This is a genomic window from Streptomyces sp. NPDC059649 (genome assembly GCF_042734445.1).
Lineage (GTDB): Bacteria > Actinomycetota > Actinomycetes > Streptomycetales > Streptomycetaceae > Streptomyces.
The window spans coordinates 339945-361334 of sequence record NZ_JBHWDV010000004.1 but is presented as its reverse complement, the minus strand read 5'-3'; the positions used below and the strand labels follow the sequence as shown (position 1 = coordinate 361334).

Here is a 21390-nt window from a genome sequence, read left to right as displayed (position 1 = left end):
CAGAATCGGACGGCGCCGCCAGGGGAGGAGAAACAGCGATGCCCACGAGCTTGCTCGGGGAGGTCGATGACCTGCTCCGCATCGCTGAGGCGGGCGCCGGCACCGGCTCTGCCCTGCAGTGCCCCTCGTGCGGCTCGTCGCACGTCGCCCAGGTGCTGGGCGACAACGGCGGCGTCTCCTTCGTTTGTACGGCCTGCGGCCACAGTTGGAGCTGATGGATGGGCGCCCACAGCAGGAAATGTGACTGGTGCGGCAGCGGAACGCCGATCGTGCGCGACATGGAACCGGTCAACACCGACTACCAGTACTGGTGCGAGGAATGCGCCCGCGCCCTGGTCATAAAGGGCGACCCGATCGAGACCTACCGGGAGCTCGACGGGGAGCCGATCTACGGGCGGCTGCTCGACGAGCACTGCACGCTCAAGCGCTTCTACTCGTTCGCCACGGCCTGACCGGCGTCGCCCGCCAACTGGCGCGCGTTCCGGACGCCTTGCGTCGGATGCCCGTGCCGTTCTGACACCTTCCCGGGCAGCTCCGGAGGCTTCCCGGCAGTTCCGTACGGTTCCGGTCGGTTCCGGTCGGTTCCGGTCGGGCGGAACTGTCGTGAGCCGGCCCGGCGTTGGACCGGTCGACGGCGTGCCGACCGGCGCCCCTTCCGCGTCAACCGCGGGCGGCGGGGGAGCGGTTGGCCCGCCACAGCCGGGCCCCGGCCAGCGCCAGCACGGCCAGCCCGGCGAGCGGATAGACGTCGGAGAGCAGCATCTGGATGCCGTTCTGGTGCAGTTCCTGGTGCTGGTGCCAGCGGTGTGGCACCCACCACAGCGCGAAGGAGCAGAAGAGGAGGCCGAGCGTGACGGTGATCACCCACCGGCGGCGTGCGCCGGTGCCGGTCCGGTCGAGCGCCTCGGAGCCGAGCAGGATCAGCACCGGCACGCACCACACCCAGTGGTGGGACCAGGAGACCGGGCTGATCAGGAGGGCGGTCATGGCGCAGGCGACGGCCGCCCAGGCGCGCCCGCCGTCGGCCGGGGGCGCCTCGGCCCCGCGCAGCAGCGCCCCGGCGGCCAGTGCCAGGCCGGCGAGCGCGGTCAGCCCGGCAAGTACGGCCCAGGAGGCGCCGGGGTCGTGGCTGTGCAGCAGCCGGGCGAGTGCGCCGCGCAGCGACTGGTTCGCGGTGATCTCCACCTCACCGACCCGGTCGGCGGCGAACACGATCCCGGTCCAGAAGCGGTGCGAGTCGCGGGGCAGCGCGACGGCGGAGAGGACGGCGGTGGCGAGGAAGGTCGCGGTGGCCACGGCGGCCTGCCGCAGCCAGGGGTTCCAGGCGGCGCGCGGTCCGGCGCCGGAGCGCAGCCGCCGCCCGGCCCGGACGGCGCCGGCCACGGCCAGGAAGACGGCGAACAGCGCCGGTGTGAGCTTGATGCCGGCCGCGATACCGATGCCGATACCCGCGAACCGGTGGGTGTCCTTGCGGGTCAGGTCCCACAGTACGAGCGCGGCGAGCAGCAGGTTGATCTGTCCGTAGCGCAGTGTCGTCCAGACCGGCTCGCACCACACCAGCAGCGCCGAGACCGCCAGGGTGGCGGCCGGCCGGGGCAGCCGGCGGGGCCGGTCCGCCAGACGCAGCGAGAGGTCGACGACCGCGACGAGCAGCAGCAGGTTCCCGGCGGTGGCCAGGGTGCGCATGGCCGGGACGCCGAGGAGGGTGAGCGGGGTGAAGAGCAGCGCCGCGAAGGGCGGATAGGTGTTGGGCAGGTGGGCCGAGGTGGCCACCATGTCGTAGAGGGACTCGCCGTTGCGGACGGTCAGGCCCTCGGCCCGGTAGACCATGAGGTCGATCATCGTGACGTGCGCGAGCCGCTGGGCGATCCAGAAGGCGGTGAAGGAGACCAGGCAGGTCAGCGCCGCCGCGGCCGTCGGGTGGCGGCGCAGGACGCCGGTGCCGGGGTGCGGGCCGCCGGGGTCGGTGGACTGTTCCAGCTCCAGCGCGGTCACGGCGTACGGCTCCCCCAGGACGAATCGGGCACGGCCTGCCGACAGTACCGCGCGTCCCCTTCAAGGGCCCTCGGGAAACCGATTTGGCAGAAGGCAGGGAGGTCCGTGTAATGTAGGCGATGCCGCAGCGGGGAACCGGGCGGAAAACAACATACGGGGCTATAGCTCAGTTGGTAGAGCGCCTGCATGGCATGCAGGAGGTCAGGAGTTCAATTCTCCTTAGCTCCACAGACACGGAACAGGCCGTCCATCGCGGACGGCCTGTTCTGCTGTGTGCGCCCGGGTGGTCGGGTGCTTCGCATGCGGGGTGACGGTCGGTCAACTCCCTGTCCGATATGGCGAATTCACTGTTCGCCGGATGGTCATTCCTGACCAATCCTTGCTGTTCCTTGACCTCTTCTTGGTGATCACATGCCCCTGACATGAACAGTTCACCGAAAGAGTGGCGAATCGCGTGAGCGTCACATCCACCGCATGCAGCGCTCGTGAGGTGCCGCGCATCGGCGCACCGGCGCACCGCGTCACCCCGCAGCGCAGCGCATCGCCACAGCAGGGGGTTACATGAGATCGAGCCACACCGGATCACCGCGCGTCCGCGCCGGTCTGGCCTGGGCAGCCGCGCTGCCGCTGGTCGCCGGCGCGCTCGCACTCGGCGCGCCCGCCGCCGACGCCGCGGGCCACGACGGTGGCCGGCACGCACTGCTGGGCACCAAGCCCCTCTGGGCCACCCGACAGGCCGATCAGGGCGCCACCGCCGACTCCGCGGCCGTCACCGCCCGGGTCTACCTCGCCGGCCGCGACGCCAAGGGCCTGGCCGCGTATGCCCGGGCCGTGTCCGACCCGCACTCGGCCGCGTACGGGAAGTACCTGAGCCCCGCCCAGACGCGGGCCCGTTTCGGCGCCACCCGTGAGCAGATAGCCGAGGTGACCGACTGGCTGACGAAGTCCGGCCTGAAGGTCACCGGCACCACCAACCGCTACCTCACGGTCAAGGGCGACGCGGCCGCCGCCGAGCGGGCCTTCGCCACCGACCTGCACAACTACCGCAAGGGCGGGCACACTTACCACGCCCCGTCGACCACCGCCTCCGCGCCCGCCACGCTGGCCGACGCGGTGCTGACGGTCACCGGCCTGGACAACGCGCCGAAGCTCGCCAAGCACCACTCCGGCGAACTGCCGCCCCCGGAGGACGTCTTCCGGAACTCCGGCCCGTTCTCCTCGTACTACGGCTCCCGCACCAACAGGAAGCTGCCGTCCGCCTACGGGAGCAAGGCGCCGTACGCGGTCAAGGGCTACACCGGCAAGCAGCTGCGGGCCGCCTACGGCGCGAAGAAGTGGACCGGCAAGGGCGTCACCATCGCGATCACCGACGCCTACGCCTCGCCGACGATCTCCAAGGACGCCGCCACCTACGCCGCCCGCAACGGCGACGCCGCGTACCGCCGCGGCCAGCTCTCCCAGGTGCTGCCCAAGAAGTACACGCACATCGACGAGTGCGGCGCGGCCGGCTGGTACGGCGAGGAGACCCTCGACGTCGAGGCCGTCCACGCGGTCGCCCCGGACTCCGACGTCGTCTACGTCGGCGCCTCCTCCTGCATGGACGACGACCTGCTGGACTCGCTCGGCAAGATCGTCGACGGGCACCTCGCCGACATCGTCTCCAACTCCTGGGGCGACATCGAGGCGAACGAGACCCCGGACGTGGCCGCCGCCTACGACCAGCTCTTCCAGCAGGGCGCGGTCCAGGGCATCGGCTTCTACTTCTCCTCCGGCGACAACGGTGACGAGGTCGCCAACACCGGCCTCAAGCAGGTCGACACCCCGGCGAACTCCGCCTGGGTGACCGCGGTCGGCGGCACCTCCCTGGCCGTCGGCAAGCACGACACGTACAAGTGGGAGACCGGCTGGGGCACCCAGAAGGCCCTGCTCTCCAAGGACGGCAACAGCTGGGCCGGGTTCCCCGGCGCCTTCAACGGCGGGGCCGGCGGCGGCGTCAGCAAGACCGTCCCGCAGCCCTTCTACCAGCGCGGAGTCGTCCCGGACTCGCTGTCCAACATCGCCCTGAAGGGCCGGATGCGCACCGTTCCGGACATCGCCGCGGTCGCCGACCCCAACACCGGCTTCCTGGTGGGCCAGACCCAGACCCTGCCCGGCGGCAAGCTCGGCTACGACGAGTACCGCATCGGCGGCACCTCCCTGGCCGCCCCGGTCATCGCCGGCGTCCAGGCGCTCGCCCAGCAGGCCCGGCACGGTGTGGCCATCGGCTTCGCCAACCCCGGCATCTACCAGCGCTACGGCACCTCCGCCTACCACGACGTCACCGACCACCCGCTGGGCGCCGGACGTGACCTCGCCGTCGTCCGGGTGGACTACGTCAACGGCACCGACAACAGCGAGGGCACCACGACCTCGCTGCGCAGCCTCGGCAAGGACAGCTCCCTGCACGCCGTCGTCGGCTACGACGACGTCACCGGCGTGGGCAGCCCCAGCTCCGGCTACGTGAGCTCCTACCGTCCCTGACGGACCCGCGCGGCCCGCGCCCGGGGGGAATCCTCGGCGCGGGCCCCGCACGCCCTGCGGTACCCTGGCGCCATGCGTGCCGTACGCCTTCTGCTTAGCGGGCCGCGCTGATCAGTGCCGACGGATGACAGACCCGTCGGAATCGGCGCGGCGTCCCCTCCTGTGCGAGGGGTCTTTTTGTTTCCGGAGTTCCGGGGACAAGGTCCGGGACAAGGCGCGTTTCCGCAGGCAGAGACGATCGATGGAGCTTTGAGGACGATGAGCGAGACGACCACCGCTGCCGAGGTGGCAGCGCCGCACCGCTATACGGCCGCGCTGGCCGCCGACATCGAGGCACGCTGGCAGGACTTCTGGGAGCAGAACGGGACCTACGAGGCCCCGAATGTGAGCGGGGATCTGGCCGGCGACCCGGAGCTGGTGGCCCGCCCCAAGAAGTTCATCATGGACATGTTCCCCTACCCGTCGGGCGCCGGCCTGCACGTCGGCCACCCCCTGGGGTTCATCGCCACCGACGTCTACGCCCGCCACCAGCGCATGACGGGCCACAACGTCCTGCACACCCTGGGCTTCGACGCCTTCGGCCTGCCCGCCGAGCAGTACGCCGTCCAGACCGGCACCCACCCGCGGGTCTCCACCGAGGCCAACATCGTCAACATGCGCCGCCAGCTGCGCCGGCTGGGGCTGGGCCACGACCAGCGCCGCTCGATCGAGACGATCGACCCGGCGTACTACAAGTGGACCCAGTGGATCTTCCTGCAGATCTTCAACTCCTGGTACGACCCCGAGGCGGACGCCGCCCGTCCGATCGACACCCTGGTCGCCCAGTTCGAGGCCGGCACCCGCCCGACCCCCGACGGCCGCCCCTGGGCCGAGCTGAGCGTCGCCGAGCGCGCCGACATCCTGGGCGAGTACCGCCTGGCGTACGCCTCGGACGCGCCGGTCAACTGGTGCCCCGGCCTGGGCACCGTACTGGCCAACGAGGAGGTCACCGCCGAGGGCCGCTCCGAGCGCGGCAACTACCCGGTCTTCAAGGCCAAGCTGCGCCAGTGGAACATGCGCATCACCGCCTACGCCGACCGGCTGCTGCGCGACCTGGACGCGCTGGACTGGCCGGAGGCCATCAAGCTGCAGCAGCGCAACTGGATCGGCCGCTCCGAGGGCGCCCGGGTCGACTTCCCGGTGGGCGACGAGGCGATCACCGTCTTCACCACCCGCCAGGACACCCTGTTCGGCGCCACGTACATGGTGCTGGCCCCCGAGCACCCGCTGATCGCCGGCTCCGAGAACGGCGACACCACCGGCACCCTCGTCCCCGACGCCTGGCCCGAGGGCACCCACGACGTGTGGACCGGCGGCCACGCCACCCCGCGCGAGGCCGTCGCCGCCTACCGCAAGCAGGCCGCCGCCAAGTCCGACCTGGAGCGGCAGGCCGAGGCCAAGGACAAGACCGGCGTCTTCACCGGCGTCTACGCGACCAACCCGGTCAGCGGCGAGCGGGTCCCGGTCTTCATCGCCGACTACGTCCTGATGGGCTACGGCACCGGCGCGATCATGGCCGTGCCCGCCCACGACACCCGCGACTTCGCCTTCGCCCGGGCCTTCGAGCTGCCCGTGCGCTGCGTCGTCGAGCCGACGGACGGCCGCGGCACCGACCCCGCCACCTGGGACGACGCCTTCGCCTCGTACGATGCCAAGATCGTCAACTCGTCCGGCGACAGCATCTCGCTGGACGGCCTGGGCGTCACCGAGGCCAAGGTGAAGATCACCGACTGGCTGACCGAGCGCGGCATCGGCGAGGGCACCGTCAACTTCCGGCTGCGCGACTGGCTGTTCAGCCGCCAGCGCTACTGGGGCGAGCCGTTCCCGATCGTCTACGACGAGGACGGCGTGGCGCACGCGCTGCCCGAGTCGATGCTGCCGCTGGAACTGCCCGAGGTCGAGGACTACTCCCCGCGGACCTTCGACCCGGACGACGCCGACACCCAGCCCGAGACCCCGCTGTCCCGCAACGAGGACTGGGTCAACGTCGAGCTGGACCTGGGCGACGGCCGGGGCGTCCGCCGCTATCGCCGCGAGACCAACACCATGCCCAACTGGGCGGGTTCCTGCTGGTACGAGCTGCGCTACCTGGACCCCCACAACGACGAGGCGCTGGTCGACCCGGCCGTCGAGCAGTACTGGATGGGCCCGCGCGACGGACAGCCGGCCGGCGGTGTCGACCTGTACGTGGGCGGCGCCGAACACGCCGTGCTGCACCTGCTGTACGCCCGTTTCTGGTCCAAGGTCCTGCACGACCTGGGGCACGTCTCGTCCTCCGAGCCGTTCCACAAGCTCTACAACCAGGGCATGATCCAGGCCTTCGTCTACCGGGACAGCCGCGGCATCGCCGTCCCGGCCGCCGAGGTCGAGGAGCGCGACGGCGCCTACTACTACCAGGGCGACAAGGTCAGCCGCCTGCTGGGCAAGATGGGCAAGTCCCTGAAGAACGCCGTCACCCCCGACGAGATCTGCGCCGAATACGGTGCGGACACCCTGCGCCTGTACGAGATGGCGATGGGCCCGCTGGACGTGTCGCGGCCGTGGGACACCCGGGCGGTCGTCGGCCAGTACCGCCTGCTGCAGCGCCTGTGGCGCAACGTCGTCGACGAGGCGACCGGTGAGGTCACCGTCGTGGACGTGCCCGAGTCGGACATCGACGTGGACACCCTGCGCGCGCTGCACAAGGCCATCGACGGGGTCGGCCAGGACCTGGCGAACCTGCGCTTCAACACCGCCATCGCCAAGGTCACCGAGCTGAACAACCACCTGACCAAGACGGGCGGCCCGGTCCCGCGCACGGTCGCGGAGCGGCTGGTCCTGCTGATCGCCCCGCTGGCCCCGCACATCGCCGAGGAACTGTGGCGCAAGCTGGGCCACACCGACTCGGTGGTGCACGCGGACTTCCCGGTCGCGGACCCGGCGTACGTCGTGGACGAGACCGTGACCTGCGTCGTCCAGATCAAGGGCAAGGTCAAGGCCCGCCTGGAGGTCGCCCCGTCGATCTCCGACGCCGACCTGGAGGCGACCGCACTGGCCGAGCCGGCGGTGGTCGCGGCGCTGAACGGCGCGGACCTCCGCAAGGTCATCGTCCGCGCACCGAAGCTGGTGAACATCGTCCCGGCGTGAACCACCGACGGCGCTGCCGGTCCGTACGGACGTGGGCCGGCGGCGCCTGACGGGTGCGTACCGACGCCCCGGCGGGCGCAGGTCGGTGCGTCGGACGGCCGGATGAACGCGGCATAGGGGGTTTCCCCTACGGGCAGGTTGGGGGTTCTCCCGGACCCCGCAACCTGCCCTTTCCGTTTACGGTGGAGAGGCAGGGCGCGGACCGAAGTCCGGCGCCACCGACACGCCTGGGGAGAGCCCATGGAAGCCGCCGCAGCCATCATCGGACTGCTTTTCGTGCTGTTCGTCCTGGCCGGCGTGCTCCTGACGGTCAAGGCCGCGAAGGCGGCCAAGCGCGGCGTGGACCGTACGGTCGCCCAGGCGCGCAGAACGGTCGAGGACACCACCCTCCGGGCCCGGCAGCTCGCCCAGCCCGGCGTGGTCGGCGAGCTGGCCCAGCTGCGGCTGTCGCTCAGGACATCCATGCGGGCCACCCAGGACGTGCTGTACGGGGGCGCTCCGGACGATGCGTCCCTGAGCGAGGCGATCGGGCTGTTCGAGCGGCTCAGCGCCCATGGCCACGAGCTGGACGCCGAGCTCAAACGCCTGGAACGCGAGCCCGACCGGGCCACCATCGCCGCCCGCCTCCCGGAACTGAAGGAGCGCCTGGAGCGGATCACCCACTCCGCCGAGTCCCTCCGCTGGGCCGCCCGCGACCGCGCCCGCAAGTTCGCCGACGACGACCTCGCGGCGCTGACCGACCAGATCGATGTCGAGGCGGGCGCCCTGCGCCACTGGACCCATGCCCCTGAGGAGCCGTCGGGCCGGGGTGGGGCCTGGGGTGGCGAGACCGGCGAGGGTGATCGGGGGGCGGAACGGCAGCCGTCCGACGGTCACCGCTCGTGGGGACCGGAGGAGGGGGACGAGCAGCCGCGGGCAATCACCGCGCGCGACGACCGCGGCCGGCCGACGTACCCGTGGGAGAAGACCCCGCGGGCGGAGGGCGTGACGACTGCGCGGAGGGACGGCGGGGACGGCAGGGGCGGGAGTGCCGGCACGACCAAGACTTGAGTGATGAGAGGTGGTGGAGGCGGGTGGGGGGCGGGGCGGGGCCCCGGGGAAGGCCCGTCCCACTCGCGGCCATAGGGAACGCCGCGGGATGCCGGGGAGCGCCGAGGGAAGGCCGAGGGAACGTTGAAGGAAGGCCGACGGAAGGTCCGCTGGGAGTCCGCCACCAAGGCCCGCCGACCGGGAGTGCCCTGTGCGCCACCGGGGTCGGCAGCGAGAGCTGTTTCGGGGGTTGTCGCCCGGGTTGTCGTGGGGGTGGTCCCGGGGTGATGCTTCCGTTGTCCGCTGGGTACTTGGCAGAGCCTTGGGGAAACTTGGAAGATCTTGGGGAGGGGCCCGCACTGTGCGACGTCCCGATCCCCGGATAATCTCCCTGTCATGTCCCGCCATGTCGCGATCGTCACCGATTCCACGGCCTACTTGCCGCGGCCGGCCGTCGAGCGCCACCGCATCACGGCCGTACCGCTGACCGTCGTCCTGGGGGACCAGGCCCTCGAAGAGGGCACCGAGATCTCCGCGAGATCCGTCGCCGAGGCACTGCAGAAGCGGCGCAGCGTGACGACCTCGCGGCCCAGCCCGGCCGTGTTCGCGGACACCTACCGCGAGGTGGCGGAGGCCGGTGCGACCGGCATCGTCTCCCTCCACCTCTCCTCGGAATTCTCCGGCACCTACGACGCGGCCGTGATGGCCGCCAAGGACGCCCCGGTTCCGGTACACGTCGTGGACACCGGGATGGTCGCCATGGCCCTCGGCTTCTGTGCCCTCGCCGCCGCCGAAACCGCGGCGGCCGGCGGTGACGTGGACGACGCGGTCGCCGCAGCGGAGAAGCGGGCCGCGGGCACCTCCGCCTACTTCTACGTCGACACCCTGGACTATCTCCGCCGCGGTGGCCGGATCGGCGCGGCCCAGGCCCTGCTCGGTTCGGCGCTCGCCGTCAAACCGCTTCTCCAACTGGCGGACGGACGGATCGAGCTGCTGGAGAAGGTCCGTACGGCCTCCAAGGCCATCGCACGGCTTGAGGAGATCGCCGTGGAACGGGCGGGGGAGGGCCAGGTCGACATCGCGGTGCACCACCTCGCCGCCGCGGAACGCGCGGATGCGCTCGCCGGGCGGCTCCGTGAGCGGATCCCGGGGCTCAACGAGCTCCATGTGAGCGAGGTCGGTGCCGTGATCGGCGCACACACCGGGCCGGGGCTGCTGGCGGTCGTGGTGTCGCCGCGTTGAGTGAGGCGCCAGAGGCACGTGTGGGTGACGAAGTTATCCACAACTCCCGGGATATCCACGGGATTTGACGCCGCTCGGCGGACTTTGCATCGGTCACTTAGCGTCAGGAGTTATGAACTCCTCGCAGACTGCTCGACTCGACTCGTCCGTATCCGTCTCCACGTGGACCGCGCCGACTGACGGCGCCTCCTCGGCTCCTCGGGAAGCCTCTGTCGAACGTTCCGGGCGTTCCGGACGCTCCGGCTGGTCCTGGGCGTCCGACTCGGCGACCCCGTACGAGCCGGACGTACCACCTGGCAGTCCATCTCCTCCTGACGCTCCGTCTCCTCCTGGCTCGTCACCCCTTCCTGGTTCGTCGTCCCCTCCGGAACCGGTGGGTGAATCGGTGGTGCCTTCTCCCGAGGCGGTGGGCGAAGCTGTCGCGCCCTTGCCGGAACCCGTGCGCGAGCCACCCGTGGTCCCCTCTCGTGCGCGGGCGCGTGAGGAGCGGGAACGGGAGCGGGTACGGGCCCGGGTCGCGGCGATCTTCGGTGATACGGAACGGGCGGACGCGATGACCGGACCGCCGCCACCCGGACACGATCCGCCGTCCCTGACCCAACCCCTGCCCCAGCCCCAGCTCCGGCCCCCGAGCCCGAGCCCAGGCTCGCGCCGCGTGGAGCGGGCGTGGCTGGCGGTGCGTGAACGGCTCCCGTTGTGGCTGCAGTTACGGTGCGGTACCGACCCGCGGGCACTGGCCGCCCTGGCGTTGGTACTGATCGTGGCGGTGGCGTTCGCGGTGCACCACTTCTGGACCGGGCGCCCGGAACCAGTACGCGCACCCGCGATCGAACGGTCCGCAACCGGGCCGGGCCCACACCACGGGCCCGGGGCGGCCGCCGACCTGCACTCGTCCGCAGTCCCGTCTCCCGGGTCCTCGTCGACCTCCTCGACGGACGCGAGTGGCCCATCGGGCGGCCCATCGGGCGGCTCCTCGGGTGGTTCATCGGGCGGTGCGGGGCGCCTGTTGGTCGTCGATGTCACGGGCAAGGTCCGGCATCCCGGCATTCACCGGATGCCGCCGGGCTCGCGGGTGATCGACGCGCTCCGGGCCGCGGGCGGTGTGCTGCATGGCGCGAACGTCAGCGGGCTCAACCGGGCGCGGCTGCTGACCGACGGCGAGCAGATCGCGGTCGGTGTACCGGGCGCCGCGGCCGGGAGCGGTGCCGGCCTCGGTGGTGCGGGGGCCGGTGGTACGGGCAGCGCGACGGCGGGCGGCGGCACCGGTCCGAGCGGGCCGGTGAGCCTCAGCACGGCGACGGAGCAGCAACTCGACGCCTTGCCCGGTGTCGGTCCCGTACTGGCGCGTCACATCATCGAATTCCGTAACCAGCACGGCGGCTTCACCTCGGTGGAGCAGCTTCGTCAGGTGACCGGTATCGGCGACCGCCGCTTCGCCGATCTGCGACCCCTGGTGGAGCCATGACCATCACCACCCGGCCCTCGGTGCACGCCGCGGCCCCCTCCCCGCGCGGCGCTTCGGACCCGCAGCAGGAGGGCCCGCCCGATCTGCGCCTGGCCGGCCCGGCACTGGCGGCCTGGGCCGCCGCGGCGATCGCGCTGGGCGCGCCGGGCGACGGCGTGGCGGTGGCCTGCGCGGCCGGAGTGGTGCTCGCCGCACTCGCGTTACGGGTGGCCGTGCTCCGACGCCGGGCGGAACGCCGGGGAGGTGGGGACCGCGAAGGAACTGAGGCGCGCGAGGGAACCGAGGGGTGGGAGGGAGCTGAGGCGTGCGAGGGAACTGAGAAGTGGGAGGAGTACGAGGAGCACCCGGGGTGCGAAGGGGACGAGGAGGAGAAGGAGGGCGAGCGGAGCGGGGAGAGCGCGGGCCGTGAGGCGGACAGCGGGGCAGGGGGCGCTCGGGGTGGCGGAATGGGGCGCGTGTGCCGGTCCGGCACCTCCCGTCGATGGTCCTCCGGGGCGTGGGTGGCACTGGCCGCCGTGCTGCTGGGTGCTGTCGCGGGGGCGGCGTCCGCGGCATTACATGCGGCGGACGTCCGGCGCGGCCCGTTGCCTGGCCTGGCGGACCGCTATGCGCGGGTCACGGTGGAGCTGGAAGTGACGGACGATCCCCGGCTGACCCGGCCACGGGTGCGCGGCTCCCAACGGACGCCGGCGGCCGTGGTGTTCCACGCCGACGCCGTGCGGGTCACGGCGCCGGACGGTGCGGTCACCGCCGTGCGTACCCCGGCTCTGGTCCTCGTACGGCAGGGCGGAGGCGACGAGGACGCGCCGTCGCCACCCGGTGGCAGGGGAGGTGAGGTCAAGGGTGCCGGTTCCAGGGTCGGTGCCAGTGCCAGTGCCAGTGCCGGGACCGAGCCCGGCGCCGAGGCCGGCGCCGAGGTCGGCCCCGACAGTACCGGCGATACCGGCGATACCGTCGGTACCGGCGGCGAGGGGCCAGACGGCGAGGAGTCCGGCGGCGAGGAGTCCGGTGCCGGGCGCTCCGCAGGCGAGCGGCACCGGCAGGGCGGGCGCTCGGGGGCAGCGGCCGCGGTGCGGTCGGAGGCATGGCGAGGGCTGCTGCCGTCGACACGTATCCGGGTCGTGGCGCGGGCCGTGCCGCCACTCATGCCGGATGACCAGGTCGCCGCGGTGTTGCGGGTCGACGCCGATGCGCCGCCGGTCAAGGTCGGTGGTCCGTCCGTGTTGCAGCGGGTGGCCGGACACGTACGGGCCGGGCTGCGGGAGGCCACGGACGGGCTCCGGCCCGACGCCCGTGCGCTGCTGCCCGGGCTGGTCGTAGGGGACACCTCCCGCGTGCCGCCGGATCTGGACGGAGCCTTCCGGGCCACCGATCTGACGCACCTGCTCGCCGTCTCCGGCAGCAATCTGACGATCGTGCTCGCCCTGCTGATCGGCCCACCACACCTCGCCACGCGTGCCGAGCGGCGGGGGCTGGCGCCGCGCCTGAGGCTGTCGTTGCGCGGCACCGCCGTCATCGGGGGCGTGCTGGCGCTGGCCTTCGTGGTCGTGTGCCGCCCGGATCCCAGCGTGCTGCGGGCCGCCGCCTGCGGCCTGATCACCCTGCTGGCGATCGGCACCGGCCGTCGCCGTTCGCTGCTCCCCGCGCTGGCCGCCGCGGTGCTGCTGTTGGTGCTCTACGACCCCTGGCTCGCGCGCCGGTACGGCTTCCTGCTCTCCGTACTGGCCACCGGCGCACTGCTGTTGCTCGCACCGCGCTGGAGTGCCGCCCTCCAGCGGCGCCGGGTGCCGCCCAGGCTCGCCGAAGTGGTCGCCGCTGCCGCCGCGGCACAGGCGGTCTGTGCGCCCGTCATCGTGCTGCTCGCCGCCCGCGTGGGCCTGGTGGCGGTGCCGTGCAATCTGCTGGCGGAGCTGGCAGTGGGGCCGGCCACCGTCCTCGGGTTCGCGGCGCTCGTCACCGCGCCGTTCGTCCTGCCCGTCGCCAAGGTGCTGGCGTGGTGCGCCGGGTGGCCCGCCGAGTGGATCGCCGGTGTGGCCCGTACGGGCGCGGCGCTGCCGGGAGCGGAGATCGGCTGGCCCGGCGGCTGGGAGGGTGCGCTGGCGCTGGCGGTCGTCACGGTGGCGCTGGTGCCGGTCGGGCGACGGGTGGTGCGCCGACCCTGGCTCTGCGTCCTGTGCGCGTTCGCCGTGTTGCTGGCGGTGTGCCGCCCCGCTCCGATCACCCGTGTCATCACCGGCTGGCCGCCGCCCGGTTGGCGTGCCGTGGTCTGCGACGTGGGGCAGGGTGACGGCCTGGTGCTGGCCGCCGGGGACGGTACGGCGCTGGTGGTGGACACCGGCCCCGAACCGCGCGCCATCGACCGGTGCCTCACCGAGCTGGGTATCCACCGGATCCCCCTCCTCGTCCTCACCCACTTCCATGCCGACCACGTGGACGGGCTTCCCGGCGCGCTGCGTGGCCGGTCGGTCGGCGCGATCGAGACCACGACCCTCCAAGATCCGCCGGGCCAGGCCTGGTTCGTACGGGAGACGGCCGCGCGGGCCCGGATTCCGCTCGTCCGCGCCGTGCCGGGGGAGCGACGGCGCCTCGGCCCGCTCAGCTGGGAAGTGCTCTGGCCTCCGGCCACGGCGTTCGCCCCGGTGCTCGACGGGCCCAATGACGCCAGCGTCACCCTGCTCGTACGGACCGGCGGACTGACGCTCCTGCTCCTCGGCGATCTTGAACCGCCTGCTCAACAGGCGCTGCTGGCGGCGCATCCGGAGCTGGCCGGGGTCGATGTCCTGAAGGTGGCGCACCACGGTTCCGCACACCAGGACCCGCCGCTGATGCACCGGCTCTCGCCGCGCCTGGCGCTGATCTCGTGCGGTGCGGATAACCCCTACGGCCATCCGGCGCCGCGGACGATCGCCGCGCTGCGGGCTCAGGGCGCCCGGGTGCTGCGTACCGACACCGACGGGGCGATCGCGATCCTTGGCACTCCGGACAGACTCGCCGCCACCATGACCGGCCCCACCGCCGCCACCATGACCGGCTCCATGACCGGCCGACGGACAGCGGCCCGCCTGCCGGGCGACGGTGGCGGTGGGCGCGGTCGGCGGAGGCGGCACGGCCGGCGCATACGCAGCCGGACGCCGGCCGGCCGAGGCGGGGGCAGCCGGTCCGCCGCTCACGGCCGGCAGATGGCGTCCGGCAGGCTCTGGCGGTCGGCGCAGGGCACGTGTTTGTACATCCGCATGATGTTCTTCGCCGTGTCGGAGTCCATGAACGCCAGGAACTTCGCGGTCAGTGAGCCGTCCTCGGGCCGCCCGTACGTGTAGAGGTACTCCACCGTCCAGAAGGGGTAATCACGTTGCTGTCCCCACTCGATGTCCGGCTCGTGCCCGTTCAGGCGCACGCTGACGACGTGTCGCCGTTGCGCCGCCGCATAGACCTCGGCGTAGCCGATGGCGCCCGGCACCCGGTCCACCGCGTTCAGCAGGCTCTTGGTGCTGTTCACCTCGCAGCGCGTCAGGCGCGCCTGCTCGTCACGGTCCTTGTCGCCGCAGTCGTAGGACGACACCACGCCCGGCTCCGAGTGGTGCAGCACCGACGTCTCGAACGCGCGACGGGTGCCCGAGCCGGCGTCGCGGCTGACGAGGCGGATCGGCAGGTCGTTGCCGTGCAGCTGCTTCCAGTTGGTGTAGGTGCCGTCATAGATCTTGCGGATCTGGGCGGAGGTGAGGTCGTCGACACCGGCCTTCTCGTTGGCCACGAGGCCGAGCAGGATGACGCCTATGCGGTCGCCTTCGAGCCGTCGGTAGAGGGACGGCGCGGGTACGTCCGAGACGGCGAGGAAGCCGGGACCCTCGACGGTGGCAGGCTTGCCCTCCCGGTTGAGGTCGGCCAGGCCGGAGAGGTTGCCGGACGCCGAAACGGTGATCTCGGCGCCCGCGCACCGGGCCCGGTACTGCCGGGCGATCTCCCGCATCGGCGGGGCGAACGCCGTGGACCCGTCGATGGTCAGCCGCCCGGTGGCGCACTCACCGGCCGCTGCCGGGGCCGTCCGCGCGCTGAGGAGCAGTCCGCCGAGCAGCCCCAGCAGCACGATGAAGGTGCCGCCCAGCGCGAGACTGAGCTTGCGCGGCCCCCAACGCTGGGCGTTGCGCCGGATCCGTCCGCCGCTGATGAAGCCACCGACGATCACGGCGCCGACCGTGCTCCCGGGGCGGCCGGTGGTACCGGGAGTGCCGCTTCCGGAACCGGCGCCCGTACCCGGATCCGTACCAGGGTCGGCGTCAGGGTCCGTCCCTGCACCCGCACCGGCACCCGCACCGGCACCCGCACCCGCACCCGCACCCGAGAGGAGTACCAGCAGCTTGAAGTGATTCCGCTTGTTCAGCGGCACTTTGGGGAGGAACAGCCGGCCGCCGTCGTAACGCAGTTCCGCCGTTACGGGTCAGCATGCCCATCAGGTCCGTCGGATTGGCGTCCGGCACCTCGACGCCGATGACCGTGCGTCCGACGAACTCAACCGTCAGCGGCTCCTGATAGTCCTGCCGGACGATGTCCTTGCCACCGTCGTTCTCGAACCGCAGGAGAGCCAGCGTCGCATCGTTGACAACCGAGACGATCCTCACCGAGGCCGGGCTCGTGGCCACGGCCGTGGTGTGGGCCGTCGAGCGGTTTCTGCCGGGACGTAAGCGGATCGGATATCGCGTCCAGATGGACACGGCCATCGGCATGAACCGATCCCCTGTGGCAGTCGGTTGCCCAGGTGGTCCCCGGTTGTGCTGGTCGTGGCCGTCGTCGCCCCGGTCCTCGTTCTCCCGTTTTGGCTGGTCCTGGCTCTGTAGGCTCCGGGACGGGACATCCGATGACGGGGAGGGCGGTGCTGCATGCCCGTGGAGAGAGACGGACGAGCGGAGGCGGGGCAGATGGATGAGGTGGCGGTCGACGCCTATCTGGAGCGCATTGGGGCGGTGCGGCCCGGGGTGCCTGATGCGGACGCGTTGGCTGCGCTGCATCTCAGGCATCTGCGGGCCGTGCCGTTCGAGAACCTCGCCATCCACCTTGGCGAGGAGATCGTCCTGGCGGAGAAGCCGCTGTTGGACAAGATCGTCGGTGCCCGACGCGGTGGGTTCTGCTACGAACTCAACGGCGCCTTCGCCGGGCTGTTGCGGGCCCTCGGGTACGAGGTCGAGTTGTTGGCGGGGCGCGTGTTCGGGGCCGAGGGACGGCTCGGCGTCCCGTACGACCACCTTGCGCTGAAGGTCCATACGCCGAGCGGACCGTGGCTGGCGGATGTCGGCTTCGGCCGGCTCAGCCACCTCCCGCTGCGCTGGGACAGCCGCGAGGAGCAGGCCGATCCCGGTGGGACGTTCCGGCTGGAGGAGACGGCGGAGGGGGACGTGGACGTACTGAGGGACGGCTCGCCGCAGTACCGGCTCGAACAACGGCCGCGAGCGCTGGCGGACTTCGAGGTCGGCTGCTGGTGGAACCGCACCTCGCCGACCTCCCACTTCACGCAGTCACTGGTGTGCTCGCGGCTGACCGAGACCGGCCGGGTCACGCTCTCCGGCCGTACGCTCGTGATCACCGGGGCGGACGGGGTGCGTGAGGAACGTGAGCTGGCTGCGGAGGAGGTACTGGCCGCCTATCGGGAGCACTTCGGGGTGGTGTTGGACCGGGAGCCGATGGTGGGGGCGGCGGCCGGGTGATCGCGGGGGAGTGGGCGGGGCCGTAGGAGGTGGGCCGGCCGGGACCGTGGCAGTCGGGGGAAGACGTTGCGTGGGCGGGCCGGCCGGCCGCGGCGGCGTGGGGTGTGGGCCGGTGGCCTCCGGTGTGGCGCGTCCCTGGCGGCCTGTACCCACCGTGCTGCCTCTGCGCGTTTCGAGGGGCGGTGGCTGTGGGGGCCGCGGTGGGGCGTTACTCGGCCTCGCGCCAGCCCTCGTACTCCGCCGCAAGGTCGTCCAACTGCGCCGGGTCGTGGCGGACGTCCGGGTCTTCGACCACCACCAGCCACTGCGCGTCCTCGGCGTCGTCCTCGCCGGCCAGGGCATCCCGTACGAGCAGGGGCTCTTCGGCGACGCCGAAGCGTTCGACGAGGACCTCGGCGACCTCCTCCGCGGCCTCGCGGTCGGGCAGGACCAGGACGTGGCGCACGTGCCCGGGGGAGGGCTCCGGGGCGGAGGCGGATGCGGATGCGGAGGCATGGTGATCGGGGTGACCGCGGTGATCTGGGTGCCTGGGCGCGGCGGCGTGCTCGTTCATCAGGCCATTGTCCCGGTTCGTGAACCTGGCTTGGGGCTCCGTGCGCCTGGCTGGCGACGCCGGGGCCCGTACGTCGAGCGCTGGATTCCCGGGCCGTACGTCCCGGCTTTCCGCGCCGGCCCCGAGCACAGCTCCCCTGGGCCCGGGACGTGAGCCCAGCTCCCTTGGGGCCGGGAAATCGAGCCCAGTTCCAGTGGGCCCGGGGCATCAGCCCAGTTCCCGTGGGCCCGGGAGCCCGAGGTCAGTTCCGTTGAGTCCGGGGCGCCGAGGTCAGTTCCGTTGAGCCCGGGGCCCCGGGCTCAACTCCCTTGGCTCCCGGGTGCACGAGCTCAGCTTTCGGCGTCCGGGGCCGTACGTCCCCGTGCGGGCAGCGGCGCCCCGACGCTGACCGACAGTGGCCGGCGGCAGCCGGCAGCAGCGGGCAGAGGCGGGCAGGAACGGTCGAGGTGGGAGCGGACAGGGACGGTCGGGGTGAGGGCGGGCCGGGCGGCGTTGTCGGTGGGGCGTGGGATGCTGGATCGCGATGGCCAGGAAGACAGCTCACGACGATCCTCCCCCGAGTTCTCGATCCCGCTCGGACAAGGGGGACCTCCTCGCCCCCGTGACGATCGCGGTGGGGCAGGAAGACCTGCTGCTGGACCGTGCGGTCCAGCAGGTGGTGGCGGCTGCCCGCGCGGCCGATGCGGACACCGATGTGCGGGATCTCACCCCCGACCAACTGCAGCCCGGCACCCTGGCCGAGCTGACCAGCCCCTCGCTGTTCGCCGAGCGGAAGGTCGTGGTCGTGCGCTCGGCCCAGGACCTGTCCGCGGACACGATCAAGGACGTCAAGGCGTATCTCGGCTCGCCCGCCGAGGAGATCACGCTCGTACTGCTGCACGCCGGCGGCGCCAAGGGCAAGGGGCTGCTGGACGCCGCCCGGAAGGCCGGGGCGCGGGAAGTGGCCTGTCCCAAGATGACCAAGCCGGCCGACCGGCTGGCGTTCGTACGGGGGGAGTTCCGTACGGTCGGGCGATCGGCCACGCCCGAGGCGTGTCAGTCGCTGGTCGATGCGATCGGCAGCGATCTGCGGGAGCTGGCGTCGGCGTGTGCGCAGTTGACCGCCGACATCGAGGGCACGATCGACGAGGCGATCGTCGGGCGGTACTACACGGGTCGGGCCGAGGCGTCGAGCTTCACCGTCGCGGACCGTGCCGTCGAGGGCCGGGCCGCCGAGGCCCTGGAGGCACTGCGCTGGGCGATCGCGACCGGTGTCGCGCCCGTCATGATCACCAGCGCGCTCGCCCAGGGCGTCCGGGCCATCGGCAAGCTGGCCTCCGCGCCGCGCGGCGCCCGCCCCGGCGACCTCGCCCGCGAACTGGGCATGCCGCCCTGGAAGATCGACCGGGTGCGGCAGCAGATGCGCGGCTGGTCGGCGGATGGTGTGGCGACGGCGTTGCGAGCGGTCGCGGCGGCCGATGCGGGCGTCAAGGGCGGCGGGGACGATCCCGAGTACGCCCTGGAGAAGGCGGTCGTGACGATCGCCCGCGCGGCACGGTCCCGCTGAGGCGCGCGGCGACGCGAAGCGGATGGGACGTATCGGAGGGATCCAGGCCCACGACCTGGGACTCCGATTCCAATTCCGATTCCGACTCCGTCGGGCCCCGGGCCGGCGGCCTGCCTCAGGCGCCGTTCCGCAGGCGCTTGAGGGTTTCCGCTGCGCTGGTCTTGAGCATGGTGGCGACCTCGTCGGAGGTGGGCTGTTTGCCGGAGCTGCTGCCGGAGGCGTAGCTCGACCACGTTGACTGGAAGGTCATCCAGCCGTCCCGTACGCCGAGGATCACATAGGAACCGCTGTCGCTGCCGATGTCGTTCCGCGTCACCAGGTAGGCCTCGTCGCCGATGCCGGGAACGGGCTGGACCTTGTAGCCGACGGAGGTCTCCTGCTTCTCGTACGCGCGGTAGTTGTCGGCGAATTCCGGTGCCGGGTCGGCCTTCCGGTGCAGCGTGGCACTGGTGTAGAGCCAGGTCGAGGAGTAGGTGGAGGAGCTCGCGTTCTCCTGCCCCAGGGAGACGTTGCACCACATGGTGTCCATCGAGTTCTGCCGTGCCCCGCTGTGCTGCGGGTTGGCGTCCTTCGAGGAGGAGCCGGTGTTCTGCTTGGTCTTGTAGTGGGCGTTCTCGAAGGGCGTCATCGAGGTGGCCGCACACAGGTCGTCGGTGTAGGCGTAGCCCGCGAGGTCGGGGCTGGGTTCGGAGGAGAAACCACCGGTGGCGAACAGCAGCGAGCCCCAGATCGCGGAGGCGGCCACCGCCCCACCGATCGCCCACAGCCAGCCGGAGGCACCGCGCCCGCTGCCGCTGCCACTCCCACTCCCGCTGCCGCCGGGCGCACCGGCCGGCCCGGCAGGCGACCCGGGCGCCGTCATGGGCGCGCCCATGCCCAGCGGCGGATAGCCGTAGTTGCCGGCGGGCGGCTGCGACGGCGGCTGCGGCGGGGTCTGCTGCCCGGCGGCCGGCCCCGGCTGTCCGGGCAGGGGATTCTGCTGCGCGTACGGATTCTGCTGCGCGGGCACCGGATTCTGCGGTGCTGCGGGGACCTGACCGTAAGGGTTGGGCTGCGGCAGGCCGTACGGATGAAAGGACTCCCCCGGGGTGGACATGGCCGCAGAGTAACGGACCGGCCGAACCCGGGCCCCGGCCCGCGGATGCCCCTACGACCAATAACCCCACGACAGGGGAGGCGCGTCTGCGCACCTCTCTACGACGGCCAGATCTATGACGGCCAGCCCCCTACGACGGCCAGATCTACGACCGGCCGATCTACGACGGGCCAGCCCTACGCCGGGGCGGCCCTATGACGGGCCAGCCCTACGCCGGGACGGCCCTATGACACGGGCCAGTCCTACGCCGGGACGGCCCCGGCTGGCCCACCCAGGCACTCCACCACCCCGATCCCCACCCCACGACAAAGGCCCCCCGCCCCGGGGAACGGGGCGGAAGGGCCTTCGTTGAGAAAGTCGGGCTCGGTCGGCGGTGGAGACCGCCGGTGAGCCCGGTGCGCCGCACCCGCGTGGCGAACGCAGGCCGCGTGCGGCGCGGTGGTGCACCGCTCAGGGAGCGGTGAGAGGGGCCGCTGGGTCCCTGTCGGCAGGGTCGTGAAGTGGTGCAGTTACAGGTGCAGAGGCAGCGGAGCTGTCTACTGCGGGTGTGCGGGGGAAGATCCCCGCGAAGGTCGGGTTCAGCCCTGGAGGGTCGCGACCTTCTTCGCCAGCGCCGACTTCTTGTTGGCGGCGGCGTTCTTGTGGATGACACCCTTGCTGACGGCCTTGTCGAGCTTCTTGGCCGCCTCGGCCTGGGCAGCGGTGGCCTTCTGCAGGTCGCCGGCCTCGATGGCCTCACGGGTGCGGCGGATCGAGGTCTTCAGAGCCGACTTGACAGCCTTGTTGCGCTGACGAGCCTTCTCGTTGGTCTTGATCCGCTTCATCTGGGACTTGATGTTCGCCACGAAAGAGCCTTTTCAGGTTCGTTGGAGTTTCGAGTTGCGCCGCGCACGAGAGAGGGCACGAAGCGCAGTGGACCAGGCTACCAGCAGGCTCTACGGCCTCCCAAACCGGCCCCGGCCCCCGAAGCACCGGCCCCCGAAGCCCAGACCCGCGAGGCACAGCCCCCGAAGCCCGGCCCTCCTCCCCGAAGCCCCTGCCTCAAGCTCCTTTCCGCATGGGGAAGGCCCACCGCTCACACCC

At 72.0% G+C, this 21390-nt stretch carries 14 protein-coding genes, 1 tRNA gene and 1 pseudogene; 11 read left to right on the top strand and 5 right to left on the bottom strand.

All coding sequences use genetic code 11. From position 1 onward, the window contains the following. Nucleotides 1-38 precede the first annotated feature (38 nt). Together ACFV1J_RS09675 and ACFV1J_RS09670 are read left to right on the top strand one after the other, a co-directional pair. Nucleotides 39-215: a hypothetical protein gene (locus ACFV1J_RS09675; RefSeq protein WP_385856724.1), complete on the top strand. Its 177-nt coding sequence runs from the start codon at nt 39-41 to the stop codon at nt 213-215. Nucleotides 216-218: 3 nt separating this feature from the next. Beyond that, the gene (locus ACFV1J_RS09670) at nt 219-452 is read left to right on the top strand and encodes a hypothetical protein (protein ID WP_030413843.1); all 234 of its coding nucleotides are present in this window, start codon (nt 219-221) and stop codon (nt 450-452) included. A gap of 208 nt (nt 453-660) precedes the next feature. Here the strand turns inward: ACFV1J_RS09670 and ACFV1J_RS09665 are convergent, their stop codons facing one another. Continuing rightward, on the bottom strand, nt 661-1995 hold the full coding sequence (locus tag ACFV1J_RS09665) for a glycosyltransferase 87 family protein (protein ID WP_385856723.1): 1335 nt from the start codon (nt 1993-1995) through the stop codon (nt 661-663). Nucleotides 1996-2150: 155 nt separating this feature from the next. Between ACFV1J_RS09665 and ACFV1J_RS09660 the strand changes: the two genes are divergently transcribed. The 7 genes from ACFV1J_RS09660 to ACFV1J_RS09630 all read left to right on the top strand — a co-directional run bounded on the left by ACFV1J_RS09660 (nt 2151) and on the right by ACFV1J_RS09630 (nt 14733). Further along, nucleotides 2151-2223, top strand: a tRNA-Ala gene (locus tag ACFV1J_RS09660). A gap of 333 nt (nt 2224-2556) precedes the next feature. After that, nucleotides 2557-4515, top strand: coding sequence for a protease pro-enzyme activation domain-containing protein (locus ACFV1J_RS09655; RefSeq protein WP_385856722.1), 1959 nt, complete (start codon nt 2557-2559; stop codon nt 4513-4515). A gap of 258 nt (nt 4516-4773) precedes the next feature. Continuing rightward, a complete protein-coding gene (locus ACFV1J_RS09650; RefSeq protein ID WP_385856721.1) occupies nt 4774-7680 on the top strand; it encodes a leucine--tRNA ligase in 2907 nt (968 codons plus the stop codon). A 240-nt stretch (nt 7681-7920) separates the two neighbouring features. Beyond that, nucleotides 7921-8730, top strand: coding sequence for a hypothetical protein (locus ACFV1J_RS09645; protein ID WP_385856720.1), 810 nt, complete (start codon nt 7921-7923; stop codon nt 8728-8730). Nucleotides 8731-9105: 375 nt separating this feature from the next. Further along, on the top strand, nt 9106-9951 hold the full coding sequence (locus ACFV1J_RS09640; RefSeq protein ID WP_385856719.1) for a DegV family protein: 846 nt from the start codon (nt 9106-9108) through the stop codon (nt 9949-9951). Nucleotides 9952-10957: 1006 nt separating this feature from the next. After that, nucleotides 10958-11416 (top strand): helix-hairpin-helix domain-containing protein, encoded by a 459-nt coding sequence (locus tag ACFV1J_RS09635; protein ID WP_385856718.1) that lies wholly within the window; start codon nt 10958-10960, stop codon nt 11414-11416. 446 nt (nt 11417-11862) lie between these two features. Continuing rightward, nucleotides 11863-14733: a ComEC/Rec2 family competence protein gene (locus tag ACFV1J_RS09630; protein WP_385856751.1), complete on the top strand. Its 2871-nt coding sequence runs from the start codon at nt 11863-11865 to the stop codon at nt 14731-14733. Here ACFV1J_RS09630 and ACFV1J_RS09625 read toward each other — a convergent pair. Next, nucleotides 14727-15500: pseudogene (locus ACFV1J_RS09625) on the bottom strand (substrate-binding domain-containing protein); the annotation flags it as partial. The gene ACFV1J_RS09630 and the pseudogene ACFV1J_RS09625 overlap by 7 nt on opposite strands. Before the next feature lie 829 nt (nt 15501-16329). On the opposite strand from ACFV1J_RS09625, the gene ACFV1J_RS09620 reads away from it, so the two are divergent. Further along, on the top strand, nt 16330-17112 hold the full coding sequence (locus ACFV1J_RS09620; RefSeq protein WP_385856750.1) for an arylamine N-acetyltransferase: 783 nt from the start codon (nt 16330-16332) through the stop codon (nt 17110-17112). A 208-nt stretch (nt 17113-17320) separates the two neighbouring features. Here the strand turns inward: ACFV1J_RS09620 and ACFV1J_RS09615 are convergent, their stop codons facing one another. Then, nucleotides 17321-17557 carry a hypothetical protein gene (locus ACFV1J_RS09615; protein WP_385856749.1) on the bottom strand — a complete coding sequence of 79 codons (237 nt, stop codon included), beginning with the start codon at nt 17555-17557 and terminating at the stop codon, nt 17321-17323. A gap of 631 nt (nt 17558-18188) precedes the next feature. Between ACFV1J_RS09615 and holA the strand changes: the two genes are divergently transcribed. Beyond that, complete coding sequence (gene holA, locus ACFV1J_RS09610; RefSeq protein ID WP_385856717.1) at nt 18189-19211, top strand: DNA polymerase III subunit delta; 1023 nt, start codon at nt 18189-18191, stop codon at nt 19209-19211. Nucleotides 19212-19326: 115 nt separating this feature from the next. On the opposite strand, the gene ACFV1J_RS09605 is transcribed toward holA, so the two are convergent. Then, the gene (locus ACFV1J_RS09605) at nt 19327-20307 is read right to left on the bottom strand and encodes a hypothetical protein (RefSeq protein WP_385856716.1); all 981 of its coding nucleotides are present in this window, start codon (nt 20305-20307) and stop codon (nt 19327-19329) included. A gap of 578 nt (nt 20308-20885) precedes the next feature. Further along, a complete protein-coding gene (rpsT, locus tag ACFV1J_RS09600) occupies nt 20886-21152 on the bottom strand; it encodes a 30S ribosomal protein S20 (RefSeq protein WP_261951524.1) in 267 nt (88 codons plus the stop codon). Nucleotides 21153-21390 lie beyond the last annotated feature (238 nt).

Excerpts from the sequence above, each read along its gene's own strand:
- ACFV1J_RS09675 (WP_385856724.1), top strand. The coding sequence starts at position 39 with ATGCCCACGAGCTTGCTCGGGGAGGTCGATGACCTGCTCCGCATCGCT.
- ACFV1J_RS09670 (WP_030413843.1), top strand. The coding sequence starts at position 219 with ATGGGCGCCCACAGCAGGAAATGTGACTGGTGCGGCAGCGGAACGCCG.
- ACFV1J_RS09655 (WP_385856722.1), top strand. The coding sequence starts at position 2,557 with ATGAGATCGAGCCACACCGGATCACCGCGCGTCCGCGCCGGTCTGGCC.
- ACFV1J_RS09650 (WP_385856721.1), top strand. The coding sequence starts at position 4,774 with ATGAGCGAGACGACCACCGCTGCCGAGGTGGCAGCGCCGCACCGCTAT.
- ACFV1J_RS09645 (WP_385856720.1), top strand. The coding sequence starts at position 7,921 with ATGGAAGCCGCCGCAGCCATCATCGGACTGCTTTTCGTGCTGTTCGTC.
- ACFV1J_RS09640 (WP_385856719.1), top strand. The coding sequence starts at position 9,106 with ATGTCCCGCCATGTCGCGATCGTCACCGATTCCACGGCCTACTTGCCG.
- ACFV1J_RS09630 (WP_385856751.1), top strand. The coding sequence starts at position 11,863 with ATGGGGCGCGTGTGCCGGTCCGGCACCTCCCGTCGATGGTCCTCCGGG.
- ACFV1J_RS09620 (WP_385856750.1), top strand. The coding sequence starts at position 16,330 with ATGGATGAGGTGGCGGTCGACGCCTATCTGGAGCGCATTGGGGCGGTG.
- holA (WP_385856717.1), top strand. The coding sequence starts at position 18,189 with ATGGCCAGGAAGACAGCTCACGACGATCCTCCCCCGAGTTCTCGATCC.
- ACFV1J_RS09605 (WP_385856716.1), bottom strand. The coding sequence starts at position 20,307 with ATGTCCACCCCGGGGGAGTCCTTTCATCCGTACGGCCTGCCGCAGCCC.